The 11,856-nt window shown below is 65.1% G+C and carries 14 protein-coding genes and 1 pseudogene; 10 read left to right on the forward strand and 5 right to left on the reverse strand.

Going from position 1 to position 11,856, the window contains the following annotated elements:
- Window positions 1–187: 187 nt before the first annotated feature.
- Window positions 188–358: a hypothetical protein gene (locus EN780_RS02760; RefSeq protein ID WP_127284071.1), complete on the forward strand. Its 171-nt coding sequence runs from the start codon at window positions 188–190 to the stop codon at window positions 356–358.
- Window positions 355–1,794 (forward strand): GMC family oxidoreductase, encoded by a 1,440-nt coding sequence (locus EN780_RS02765; protein WP_127391853.1) that lies wholly within the window; start codon window positions 355–357, stop codon window positions 1,792–1,794. The genes EN780_RS02760 and EN780_RS02765 overlap by 4 nt, the downstream gene beginning before the upstream one ends.
- Window positions 1,795–1,934: 140 nt before the next feature.
- Here the strand turns inward: EN780_RS02765 and EN780_RS38640 are convergent, their stop codons facing one another.
- Entirely contained in the window at window positions 1,935–2,102 is a 168-nt protein-coding gene (locus EN780_RS38640) for a hypothetical protein (RefSeq protein WP_187331341.1), read from the reverse strand.
- Window positions 2,103–2,197: 95 nt separating this feature from the next.
- Here EN780_RS38640 and EN780_RS02770 point away from each other — a divergent pair, with 95 nt between their 5' ends.
- A complete protein-coding gene (locus EN780_RS02770) occupies window positions 2,198–2,689 on the forward strand; it encodes a MarR family transcriptional regulator (protein ID WP_127391854.1) in 492 nt (163 codons plus the stop codon).
- Window positions 2,690–2,885: 196 nt separating this feature from the next.
- Here the strand turns inward: EN780_RS02770 and phhA are convergent, their stop codons facing one another.
- Window positions 2,886–3,719, reverse strand: a complete 834-nt coding sequence (phhA, locus tag EN780_RS02775) for a phenylalanine 4-monooxygenase (protein ID WP_127310940.1) — start codon at window positions 3,717–3,719, stop codon at window positions 2,886–2,888.
- Between the two features lie 140 nt (window positions 3,720–3,859).
- Here phhA and EN780_RS02780 point away from each other — a divergent pair, with 140 nt between their 5' ends.
- The 3 genes from EN780_RS02780 (at window position 3,860) to EN780_RS02790 (ending at window position 6,453) form a co-directional block, all read left to right on the forward strand.
- Window positions 3,860–4,336 (forward strand): Lrp/AsnC family transcriptional regulator, encoded by a 477-nt coding sequence (locus EN780_RS02780; RefSeq protein WP_127310941.1) that lies wholly within the window; start codon window positions 3,860–3,862, stop codon window positions 4,334–4,336.
- A gap of 109 nt (window positions 4,337–4,445) precedes the next feature.
- On the forward strand, window positions 4,446–5,891 hold the full coding sequence (locus EN780_RS02785; protein ID WP_128271914.1) for a cobalamin-dependent protein: 1,446 nt from the start codon (window positions 4,446–4,448) through the stop codon (window positions 5,889–5,891).
- 163 nt (window positions 5,892–6,054) lie between these two features.
- Entirely contained in the window at window positions 6,055–6,453 is a 399-nt protein-coding gene (locus tag EN780_RS02790; protein WP_127391856.1) for a RidA family protein, read from the forward strand.
- A gap of 30 nt (window positions 6,454–6,483) precedes the next feature.
- Here the strand turns inward: EN780_RS02790 and argB are convergent, their stop codons facing one another.
- Together argB and EN780_RS41510 are read right to left on the reverse strand one after the other, a co-directional pair.
- The gene (gene argB / locus EN780_RS02795; RefSeq protein WP_127284064.1) at window positions 6,484–7,377 is read right to left on the reverse strand and encodes an acetylglutamate kinase; all 894 of its coding nucleotides are present in this window, start codon (window positions 7,375–7,377) and stop codon (window positions 6,484–6,486) included.
- A 90-nt stretch (window positions 7,378–7,467) separates the two neighbouring features.
- Window positions 7,468–8,797, reverse strand: a pseudogene (locus EN780_RS41510) (amidase).
- 154 nt (window positions 8,798–8,951) lie between these two features.
- Here EN780_RS41510 and EN780_RS02805 point away from each other — a divergent pair.
- The 4 genes from EN780_RS02805 to msrB all read left to right on the forward strand — a co-directional run bounded on the left by EN780_RS02805 (window position 8,952) and on the right by msrB (window position 11,683).
- Complete coding sequence (locus EN780_RS02805; protein ID WP_127284062.1) at window positions 8,952–9,491, forward strand: sigma-70 family RNA polymerase sigma factor; 540 nt, start codon at window positions 8,952–8,954, stop codon at window positions 9,489–9,491.
- Window positions 9,488–10,192, forward strand: coding sequence for an anti-sigma factor (locus EN780_RS02810; RefSeq protein WP_128271916.1), 705 nt, complete (start codon window positions 9,488–9,490; stop codon window positions 10,190–10,192). Before EN780_RS02805 ends, EN780_RS02810 begins: the two co-directional genes overlap by 4 nt.
- A gap of 225 nt (window positions 10,193–10,417) precedes the next feature.
- Window positions 10,418–10,975, forward strand: coding sequence for a fasciclin domain-containing protein (locus tag EN780_RS02815; RefSeq protein ID WP_127393658.1), 558 nt, complete (start codon window positions 10,418–10,420; stop codon window positions 10,973–10,975).
- 204 nt (window positions 10,976–11,179) lie between these two features.
- Window positions 11,180–11,683: a peptide-methionine (R)-S-oxide reductase MsrB gene (msrB, locus tag EN780_RS02820; RefSeq protein ID WP_127312013.1), complete on the forward strand. Its 504-nt coding sequence runs from the start codon at window positions 11,180–11,182 to the stop codon at window positions 11,681–11,683.
- Between the two features lie 7 nt (window positions 11,684–11,690).
- Here the strand turns inward: msrB and EN780_RS02825 are convergent.
- Window positions 11,691–11,856, reverse strand: a 166-nt coding sequence (locus EN780_RS02825; RefSeq protein ID WP_128271918.1) for a DUF2269 family protein, incomplete at its 5' end; no start/stop codon positions are given.

Raw genomic sequence — 11,856 nt, forward strand, 5'->3', positions numbered from 1 at the left:
ACCCGCCAAGAGCGCGCCCCCGGCGGCAGGCTCGCGAAATCCTAACCATGTTCGCATTCAACCGGGACGCTTATCCGGTTGTGAGGGAAGCCTGCGCTAGCATTGGCACGAAACTGGCTTTTCCTGGCGGGCGTGTGCCGTTCAGGAACGCCATGCGTGGATCGAGGCCCCCATCGAAAGACGTGTCATGAGCTTCTTCATCAAGAAAATGTCGCGCCGCGCCATCGTGCAGGCGCTGATCGCGCTGCCGGCCCTGTCCTTGTTCCGCAACCAGCCCGTCGTCGATCCCCCCAACGCCGACCCAAATGAGATCGTCGAGGTCAATGGCTGGATCCTGAAGCGGAGCGACCTCGCATGATCTTCGACAGCTACGAGGCCTTCCGCGCGTCGAATTTCGCCGCCAGGGCCTGCATCCTCGGATCCGGCCCGGCCGGCACCACGATCGCCAGAAAGCTGGGCGCCGCCGGCATTCCCGTCGTCGTGCTGGAGGCCGGATCGCGCGAATTCAGCGACGAATCGCAGGACTTCTATCGCGGCGCCACCGTCGGCGATCCCTATTTCGATCTCGACATCACGCGGCTGCGCTTCATGGGCGGTTCGTCCAACCACTGGGCGGGCTGGTGCCGGGTGCTCGACAGCCAGGACTTCGAGCCCAAGGCCTGGGCGCCGGACACCGGCTGGCCGATCAGCCGCACCGACATCGAGCCCTATCTGGGAGAAGTCCACGACATCCTCGAGCTTCCCGACTTCCGGCCCGATGTGCCAATCTCGGACGACATCCGCTGGGTGCAGCTGATCAAGAGCTCGGCCGTGCGCTTCGGCGAGAAATTCGCCGACGAGCTGGACAAGAGCAAGAACATCGCCGTCGTGCTCAACACCTATGCGACCGAACTTGCCGGCGACGGCAAGCGGGTGACCGGCGCCAGGCTGTGGTCGAACGGGCAGGATGCCGGAACCTTCAGCGCCGACTACTTCATCGTCTGCACCGGTGGGCTGGAGAATTCGCGGCTGCTTCTGTGGTCGAACCAGCGCTCGAACGGCGGCGTCGTGCCGAACGCCGCGGCGCTCGGCCGCTACTGGATGGAGCACCCAACCTTCGAGGGCGGCAATGCCATCCTCGCCGACTATGGCGAGTTCGAGGTCGACGCCGTCAACGAGGCCTTCTTTTCGCCGACACTGCCCGCCATGGAACGGCTGCAGATTATGAATTTCGGCATCCGGCTGATCGAGACGCCCTATCCGAGCGTCAAGCGGTTGATCGCCGACCTCGCCTGCACGGCGCCCGACATGGCCGAATGGATGTCAGCCAAGCTCAGCCAGCGCCTGCGTTGCGCCGCCCAGCTCTATGTCGCCTGGGAACAGGCGCCGCTGGCCTCCAACCAGATCGAGCTGTCGAAGGCCGATGTCGACCACGCCGGCGTGCCGCGCATCGAACTGCACTGGAAGAAATCGCCGCTGGAGCGCCGCACGATTCTCGAAGGCCTTCGGCTGTTCGGCAAGACGCTGGCCGAGAAGAACCTCGGCCGGGTGCGCATCGCCGACTGGCTGACCAATGGCGAGGACTATCCGACGAATGAGGAGCTGGCCGGACACCATCATATGGGCGGCACGCGCATGGGCACGGATGTGACCAAGAGCGTGGTCGACGCCAATTCGAAGGTGCACGGCATGGATAATCTCTATGTCGGCGGCTCCTCGGTGTTCTGCACCTCGGGCGAATGCAATCCGACGACGACGATCACCGCGCTGGCCTGCCGGCTGGGCGATCATCTGAGCAAGGTCATCACCGTCTGAGCAATTCCAGCAACGGCGCATCGCGGTTTTCCGTCCGGAATTGCGAAAAGATCATCCCCAAAGGCAAGCGACGCCGGCAGCCGGATAGGCCGCCGGCGTCGCCCTTGCCGCGCCTATGGGGAGAATCGTCTGCCGCCGGCTTAAAGGCCGTAGACGGCGATGCGCACCAGCACGGCTGCCGCCGCCAGCGCCACCAGAAGGATGCCGAGGCCGATCGGCGAACCCCAGCCATACCATTCCATCGCCAGCTTGGCGTATTTGAACTCCTCCTCGTGCGAGAGGGGAGTCCGCTGCTGAATCAAGCTCATTTTTCGCTCCTTGTCAGCGACCGGGACCTTGCCTTGCGCAGGCTGCGGTCGCATATTGCTACCGTCGTCTTAATGTTAGACAGATTGATAGTTAGATGATCGAAATAAAATCGTCAAGCACGAATCGCGCCGATATGACGGCAGCCATCAGTCTCGCCATCATGCGCTGGCAGGATGCGACACAGGCCTATGACGAGGCGGTGGGGGCGAGGCTCGGGCTGAACGCGGCGGAGCGCCAGTGCCTCGGGCTGCTCCATGGCGGCGCCCAATCGGCGGGCGCGATCGCGGTGGCGACCGGGCTGACCCCGGCCGCGGTCACCGCGCTGATCGACCGGCTGGAGGCGCGCGGCCTGCTGACGCGCACGCGCAGCCTGGAGGACAGGCGCAAGGTGGTGATCGAGGCGACCGACCTGACCCGCCAGCTCTCGGCGCGCTACTATGGCGCCATCGCGCGTGATGGCGAAAGGTTGATCGCCAGCTTCAGCGATGCCGAACTCGCCGCCGTCCAGCGCTTTATCACCGCCGCGCTCGACCTGCAGCGCGAGCAGCTTGCCCGGCTGAAGGCCGAGGCGCCGCAAGCCGGCTGACCCCGAAGCGCCGGAGCTGTCCGAGCGGCGCTTGTCCGCAAATATTCGGAGCGGTTCAGCCGCCCAATCAGCAACTGAACCGCTCTGAACGCCGGCGGGGCGACGCCGACCTCGAGGCGCGACGCGCAGAGCCGCCGCGCTTCAAGACCTTGTTTGATGCATGGCTCTCAAGACCGCTGCGCGCTCTTTGAGAGCGTTAGACCGTCGCCGGGTCAAGCGCCGGCTTGCCCTTGTGGCGGGCGACGATGCCGGCGAGATCGGCGCTGCCGAAGGCATCGCGCAGGACGTCGAAGGACGGCAGCACGAAATAGGCGCGCTGGAACTTGTCGATCTCGTAGCCGGTGCGCATCACCGTCTCGAGGTCGAAGGGCACGTGGTGCGCGTCATTGCCCTCGACGGCGAACTGCAATTCGGTGAACGACGACATCAGCCCGGCGCCGAAAGCCTTCAGCGGCTGGCCGGCTTCCCGGATCAGCCCATATTCGGCGCTATACCAATAGAGACGGGTGATCATCTCGTCGCCGCCGAGCGCGATCACGTCCTCCGCCTTCTCGCCGTACATCTGCATGAAGTCGGCGAACACCGGCTGCGTCAGGATCGGCACATGGCCGAAGAAGTCGTGGAACATGTCCGGCTCGACGATGTAGTCGAGCTCTTCCTTCGTCCGCAGCCAGTTGGTGACCGGGAAGCGGCGGTTGGCGAGGTGGTCGAAGAAGGGGGCCGCGGGGATGAGGCCCGGCACGGCGACGATCTCCCAGCCGGTCAGCTTGCGCAGCCTCTCGCTGATCGTGTCGAAATCCGGGATCCGGTCGAGCAGGCCGAGTGCGGCGACGCCGTCGAGATAGGAGCGGTGCGCGAGCTTCTGCGTCAGCTTTGTCTGGCGGTCGCACAGCGTGCGCCACACCGCCTGCTCGTCGGCGCTGTAATCGTAGCCCTGCGCCACGGTGAAATCGGCACGGCAGACCGAATAGTCGCCGCGCAGGCCCTGCGCCTCGCATTCGCGGGCGTAATCGGCAACGCTGATCGTCATGGCTGTTCTCCTGGCGGATTCATGAGTGGCAATCGTGTCGCCAATTTAGCCGGAGGCGGCGAGGCAATTCCGCTTTCCTAATGGTCCGCTCGCGCTATTTGAGGTAAAAGAAGCTATCGAAAAGCTGCTGGAGAGTGAAAATGCCTCAGTTTGACGATTTCGAGATCAAGATGCTCGACATCCTGCAGCGCGACGGACGCAAGCCCGTGTCGGAACTGGCGCAGCAGATCGGCCTCTCGACCACGCCTTGCGCGCGGCGTTTCGAGGCGCTTCAGGACGCCGGCATCATCAAGGGTTTTGCCGCCGTCATCAGCCGCCGCGCCGTCGGCCTGACGGTCGAGGTGTTCATCCAGGTGCGGCTGGTCAGCCACAGCGACGGCTCGCCCGAGAGCTTCATCGCCGCCGTGCAGCGCATGGACGAGGTTTCGTCGTGCTGGACGATGACCGGCGACCACGATTTCCTGCTGCATGTCATGGTGCCTTCGGTCGACGAGCTCAACTCCTTCGTCATGCACCGGCTGATGCGGCTCGACGGCGTCCGCGACGTCCACACCCAACTCGTGCTGCAGAACATCAAGGGGCCCGGCCACGTGCCGCTCGGGCATCTCAGGAAGTAGCCACGCGCCATTTTTTGCGGAAAAGCTGCACCGAAACTGCTGAACAGGGCCAAGTCGGCATCCAGATCGCCGGCTAGGTCAGGTGGACCATCGAACAGGAAGGTCCGCCATGAAGATCGTGCTGATCAACCCGCCGCACACCGCCATCGGCAGCCGCGTGCCGGACGACCATCTGCCGCCGCTCGGCCTTTTGGCGCTCGGCGGCCCGCTGCTCGATGCCGGCCATCAGGTCCGCCTCGTCGATGCCGAGTTCGGGCCGATGTCGCTTCCCGCGCTCGTCGAGGATGCCCTGGGCGACGGTCCCGACTGCATCCTGATCGGCCATTCCGGCTCCACCTCGGCGCATCCGACCGCGCTGCAAATCGCGCGCATGGTCAAGGGCCGCGCGCCGGCGACGCTGGTGTATGGCGGCATCTTCCCGACCTATCACTGGCGCGACATACTGGCGGGAACGGAAGCCTTCGACGTCATCGTGCGCGGCGAGGGCGAGGCGACCATCGTGTCGCTGATCGAGGCGCTGGACCGGCGGCGGCCGCTCGCCGATGTGGCCGGCATCGCCTATCGCGACGATCTCGGCCGTCCGTTCGCCACCCGTTCGGCAGGCACCATCGCCACGCTCGATGATTACCGCGTCGGCTGGGAGTTGATCGACCACCGCCGCTACAGCTACTGGGGCGGCAAGCGCGCCGTGGTCATGCAGTTCTCCCGAGGCTGTCCGCATCTATGCAACTATTGCGGCCAGCGCGGCTTCTGGACCCGCTGGCGCCATCGCGACCCCAAGAACTTCGCGCGCGAGATTGCCTGGCTGCACCGCGAGCACGGCGTCGAGCTGATCAATCTCGCCGACGACATCGTGCGCGATGCCGATATCCTGCATCTTTACCGCAAGGCCGGCGTCATCCGCTGGCTGCTCGGCATGGAGAACACCGACGAGGAGACGCTGTCATTGATCCGCAAGGGTGGCAGCACGGCTTCAGACCGCGAGGCGATCCGCCTGCTGCGTCAGCATGGCATATTGTCGATGGCGACCTGGGTGGCCGGCTTCGAGGACGAGGGCTTTCGCGACCTCTGGCGCGGCTTCCGCCAGCTGATCGCCTACGATCCCGACCAGATCCAGGCGCTCTATGTCACGCCGCACCGCTGGACGCCTTTCTTCCGCATCGCCAAGGATCGGACGGTGATCCAGAGCGACGTCCGGCTGTGGGACTACAAGCACCAGGTGCTGAGGATGACGCGGCTAAAACCCTGGATGCTGTTCTTCAGCGTCAAGCTGATCGAGCTCGCCGTGCAGTCGCGGCCGAAGGCGCTGGCGCGAATCCTCTTCCACCGCGATCCCGAGCAGCGCCATTCGATGCGCTGGTACACGAAGATGGGCCGCCGCGTCTGGTTTCGCGAAGTCTGGGGTTTTCTGGCCCGCGACCGCCGCGTGACGGACGGGCCGACGCTCGCCGAATTCTGGGGCGCGCCGCAGGACGCCGAGGAAGAATCGATGGTGGTCATGCGGCCGCCGCGCAAGCCGGCCGAAGCGACCGTTGCAATCTCACCCGGCGCCTGAGGGGTTCGCTGCCATTTACAGACATACGTAACGTATGCGTATTGACATACGTCACGTATGCACCCATCTCAGGCATACGGGGCGTATGTGAATTGTCCCGGACCATGGAACGCAGGCCCGGATCGCCAGCAGATTTGGTCTGCCACATCTGAATGGAATGACAATGAGCAAACGTGACGCAATCTTCCCTGCCGGCAGGCAGGCCCTTTATGAAATCAACCGCTATTCGGCGGCGATCCGCTCGGGCGACCTTCTGTTCGTCTCGGGCCAGGTCGGCAGCCGTGAGGACGGCTCGCCCGAGCCGATCTTCGAGAAGCAGGTCCAGCTGGCCTTCGACAACCTCGCAGCTGTGCTGAAAGCCGCCGGCGGCACGTTCGACGATATTGTCGACGTCACCACCTTCCACACCGATCCTGCAGCGCAATGGGCAGCGTTCGATGCCGTTCGGTTGAAAGTGTTTGGCGAACCGCCTTACACCAACTGGACTGCGGTCGGCGTCAATTGGCTGGCCGGCTTTGATTTCGAAATAAAGGTCATCGCCCGCCTGCCTCAACCCGCCTGACAGAACAGCCAGGCTGATCGGCAGGCCGCTTCAGGGCACGATCAGCGTGCCGGCGCCGTGCTCGGTGAACAGCTCAAGCAGCACCGAGTGCGGCGTCTTGCCGTTGAGGATGACGACGCCTTCGACGCCGCGCTCGATCGCCTCGATGCAGGTCTCGACCTTCGGGATCATGCCGCCCGACACCGTGCCGTCCCTGATCAGCGCTTTGGCCTCGGAAACCGTCAGCTCGTCGATCAGCGTCTTGTTCCTGTCGAGCACGCCGGGCACGTCGGTTAGGAACAAGAGCCGCGAGGCCTTGCAGGCGCCGGCGATCGCGCCGGCGAAAGTATCGGCATTGATGTTGTAGGTGTGGCCGTCGCGGCCGGGCGCCACCGGGGCCAGCACCGGGATCATCTCGGAGCGCGCGAGCAGGTCGAGCAGCGTGCGGTCGACCTCGACCGGCTCGCCGACGAAGCCGAGATCGAGCACCCGCTCGATGTTGGAGTCCGGGTCGATCATGGTCTTGCGCGCCTTTTCGGCGAACACCATGTTGCCGTCCTTGCCGCACAGCCCGATCGCCCATTCGCCCTCGGCGTTGATCAGCGCCACGATCTCCTTGTTGATCGAGCCGGCCAGCACCATCTCGACGATCTCGACCGTCTTCTGGTCGGTGACGCGCAGGCCGCCTTCGAATTTGGATTCGATGCCCATCTTGTTGAGCATGGCGCCGATCTGCGGTCCGCCGCCATGCACCACGATCGGATTGACGCCGGATTGTTTCAACAGCGCGATGTCGCGAGCGAAGGCCTTGCCGAGCTCGCTGTCGCCCATGGCGTGGCCGCCATATTTCACCACGACGGTCTTGTTCTCGTAGCGCTGCATATAGGGCAGCGCCCGCGAAAGCAGCGCGGCCTGCATTTCGGCGGTGGCGGCGATGTCCGTCATCGGTCTCGTTCCCAAAGTGGCAAGGATGGCGCGCGTCTTAGCGGGAATTGGTTCGGGTCGCAAACGGCTTTGCTGTCACAATTTATGAAATTAGCCGGGCACCTTCAGCGGCGCCCGCCGCTTCTGCCAGCCCGAGATCTTCTCCATCTGCGCGGCGAAGGACAAAAGCGTCTCCTCGTCGCCCGGGCGCCCCGCCGCCTGGATGCCGAGCGGCAGGCCGGCCTCGGTGACATGCACCGGCAGCGCGATCGACGGCTGGCCGGTGACATTCTGGATCGCCGGCCAGTGGGTGAACCAGAGGCTTTTGTCCATCAGCTGCCCGAGGAACGATTTGATCCTGAGCAGCCTGGTCAAATGCAGCTTGTCCAGCAGGTTCTCGATCAACTCGTCGGCGCCCTTCGGGTCCATGGCGCCGCAGGCCAGCGGCGGGTGCGCGATGATCGGCATCAGCACGGCGTCGTACGGCGCCGTCTCGGCGATCAGCCGGCGCGACGTGGCATTGAGCCGCTGCAGGATCTCATAGAGTTCGCCGGCCGGGATGATATCGCCGAAGCGGGCAAGCACGCGCGTGGCCCGCTCGACGTCGCCGAGAACGCCGCGGCCGACGCGCAACGCCTCGGCGCGTATCGTGCCGGCCACCGCCGAGGTCACCGTCTTGCAGAAATCGGCCATGAAATCGCGCCCGATATAGGGCAGGTCGATCTCTTCGACCGTATGGCCGCCCTCGCGCGCCAGCGCGATCGCCGTGTCCAGCGCCCTCAGCGTCTCGGCCGAAATCGGCAGGCCGAGCGGCGACTTGCGGTAGACGGCGAGCCTGAGCTTGCCGGGATCGCGCGCCGCGGCCGCGCGAGGTCTTCAGGCCCACCAGCCCGCTGCAGGCCGAAGGCACCCGGATCGAGCCGCCGCCATCGGAGGCATGCGCCGCCGGCACCACGCCGGCAGCCACCAGTGCCGCCGCGCCCCCCGACGAGCCGCCGGTGGTGTGGCCGGTATTCCACGGATTGCGGGTGATGCCGAAAGCCGCCGATTCCGTCATCAGCCGCAGCCCATGCTCGGGCGAGGTACTGGTGGCGATCGGGATCAGGCCGGCGGCGAGATGGCGCTCGACCATCACCGAATTGTAGTCGGCCGTGAAAGCCGGGATGCGGCTGCCGCCATGGATCGGCACGCCCTTCAGGCCGATGCCGAGGTCCTTCAGCGCGAAGGGCACGCCGGCGAGCGGCAGCGTGCGGTCGACCGTCCTGGCGCGTGCCCGCGCCGCATCATAAAGCGGCTCGGCGATGGCATTGATGTCGGGGCGCGTCGCCTCGGCGCGCGCGATTGCCGCGTCGACAAGCTCCTGCGGCGAGAGCTCACCCTTCTGGACAAGGCCGGCCAGGCCGGTCGCATCCTCTTCCCACAGCACCCGCTCGACCGACATCGCCGCTGTCCTCCGCCGGCCCGGAGGCTAGCGGCAGCCGATTTGCTTGGCAACGGCGCGCGAACCCATCGTCAGCAAAGATCATCGCAAGCTTTGAGGAGGACAGTATTGCCTGCGCCGTTGCAAATGTATGGCAATCCTCTAATTTGCCGCCATGGCGCCGCAGGATATCAGCCAGCTGATCGTCCGGACTTCAATGAAGGACCGGGCAGCGTTTGATCTGCTCTACCGGCAGACCAGCGCGAAACTTTTCGGCGTCTGCCTTCGTGTATTGAAGGACAGGGGAGATGCGGAAGAAGCGCTTCAGGAGGTCTTCGTCAAAATCTGGACGAAGGCGGATCGTTTCGCGGTCTCCGATCTAAGCCCGATTTCCTGGCTGGTGGCCATTGCGCGCAATCATGCGATCGATCGCATCCGGGCGCGGCGAGAGCCTGCCGCCTATATCGATGCCGCGCTCGACGTGGCCGATCCGGCGCCGGGACCGGAGGCCATGGCCGTGGCGGGCGGTGAATCCGTGCGCATCTACCATTGCCTCGATGAATTGGAGAAAGACCGGGCGGCGGCCGTCCGGGGCGCCTATCTGAACGGCGAAAGCTATGCCGAGCTGGCGGAGCGCCATGGCGTGCCGCTGAACACGATGCGGACCTGGCTGCGGCGCAGCCTGTTGAAACTCAGGGAATGCCTGGAAAGATGACGCTGGCAGAGGAAAACGGACCGGAACGTGGAGGCGACGACCTGTTCGCCGCCGAATACGTTCTTGGCGTCCTGGCCGCGGACGAACGCCAGATCGCGTCCCGCCGCATCGAGGCAGACGCCGCCTTCGCTCGCCTTGTCGACCGCTGGGAGGTTCACCTTTCGCCGATGGCCGCTGCCTTTCCGGAGACCGAGCCTCCGATCAGGGTCAAGGAGGCGATCGATCGCCGGCTGTTCGCGCAGGAATCGCGCCCCGGCCTCTGGTCGAGCCTCGCCTTCTGGCGCGGCCTCGCCGCCGCGGCGGTCGCTGCGCTGGCGATCGCCATTGCCTTGCCCTACGTCAATCCGCCGGTGGTCGAGCCGCAGGCGCGGCTGGTCGCCTCGCTGGCCGCCGACGGCAGCGACGTCAAATATCTCGTCGTCTACGACGCGGCGCGGCGCGATGTCGGCCTCTCCCTTGTCTCCGGCGAGCGCGCCGCCGGCAAGGATTTCGAGCTGTGGCTGATCGAGGGCAAGAACGCGCCGGTCTCGATGGGCGTCATCCCCGCCGGCCAGATCACGCATATGGCGGTCACCCCGGCCGTCGAGCAGAAGCTCGCGCAAGGCGCCGTGCTCGCGGTTAGCGTGGAGCCTGTCGGGGGCTCGCCGACCGGCCAGCCGACCGGGCCGGTTGTCGCCGCGGGCGACCTGAAGGGCATCTAGTCTCTTCGAGGGCCGGGAGATCTGCCTGAAAGAATAATCGAAATCTATCCTGCGTCAGGTTGAAGCGAGGAAAGTTTCTTTCCGACTGCGCGCTCATCAACGTAATTTCGTCGCGCGCAAGGCCAGATAAAATTTTTTGAGAGCCCGACGAAACTCCTAAAAGTCTACCCCGTATCTCCTGGTGTTCCCAAAGACGGGCAACGATATCCAGAGGAGATAGAAATCATGCGTAAATTCGCCACCCTTTTGCTCGCCGGTACCATTGGTCTTTCCGCGCTCGGTGCCGCCGCCTTTGCCGCCAATCCGATGGTCGGCGGCGCGCCGATGTATGCCAAGAAGAACATCATCGAGAATGCCGTCAATTCGAAGGACCACACCACGCTGGTCGCCGCCGTCAAGGCCGCCGGCCTGGTCGACACGCTGCAGGGCGCCGGCCCGTTCACCGTCTTCGCGCCGACCAACGAGGCCTTCGCCGCACTGCCCGCCGGCACGGTCGAGACGCTGCTCAAGCCCGAGAACAAGGACAAGCTCACCAAGATCCTGACCTGCCACGTCATCGCCGCCAAGGCGATGGCCGCCGACGTCGCCAAGATGGCCAAGGCCGATGGCGGCGCGCACAAGGTCAAGACCGCCGGCGGCTGCGAACTGACGCTCAAGGCCGACAAGGGCAAGGTCACCGTGACCGACGAGAACGGCAATGTCGCCAATGTCACCATCGCCGACGTCCGGCAGTCTAACGGCGTCATCCACGTCATCGACAAGGTGCTGCTGCCGAAGATGTAACAAAGAGGCCGCTGCCAGCGAAGACATGGCAAAGGCCTTCCCCGGTTGCGCGGCTCCTCTCCTGTAGGCCGTGCGACTGACCGCTTGCTCCGCGCCGTCCACGTGAAGTGGAGCCGGCGCGGAGTTTTCGTTGGGAGGCGTCAACCGCTTTTGATTTTCGCTTGGCGCGAAAATCTGGCAAACCGGCATTGGAGGAATTGTCCCATGAACCGTCGCGATCTTCTCCTGAGCGGCGCCGCGGCCGCCGCGGTGCTGGCCGGCACGGCTGCCTTGCTGCGCATTGGTGGCGCGCCAGACGCCCGCGCCGCCGAGACCTTCGAAGTGACCAAGACCGACGCCGAATGGCGCGCCATCCTGTCCGACGCGGCGTATAATGTGCTGCGCAAGGAAGGCACCGAATATCCGGGCACCAGCCCGCTGCTCAACGAGCACCGCAAGGGCATCTTCGCCTGCGCCGGCTGCGACCTGCCGGTCTATCCCTCGGAGACCAAATTCGATTCCGGCACCGGTTGGCCGAGCTTCTGGCAGGAAATTCCCAAGGCCATCGGCACGACCGCGGACCGCTCGCTCGGTATGACCCGCACCGAGGTGCATTGCCGCCGCTGCGGCGGCCATCTCGGCCATGTCTTCGACGATGGTCCGGCGCCGACGGGCCTGCGCCATTGCATCAACGGCGTGGCGCTGAGCTTCAAGCCGGCCGCCGCCTGAGACGCGCCTAGTTCAGGCCGAGAAGCATGATGGTGGGCTTGGTCAGCATCAGCCAGAAGATGGCGACGACGGCGAAGAAGGCCGGAAAGCCGAACGCGAACCAGACGCGGTAGAGCCGGTCGAAGCCTGGCGGCAGGGCGGTCGCTTCCGCCGCTGCGTGCCTGGCCATGTCG

It is taken from the genome of Mesorhizobium sp. M4B.F.Ca.ET.089.01.1.1 (assembly GCF_004022605.1).
GTDB classification, from domain to species: domain Bacteria; phylum Pseudomonadota; class Alphaproteobacteria; order Rhizobiales; family Rhizobiaceae; genus Mesorhizobium; species Mesorhizobium abyssinicae.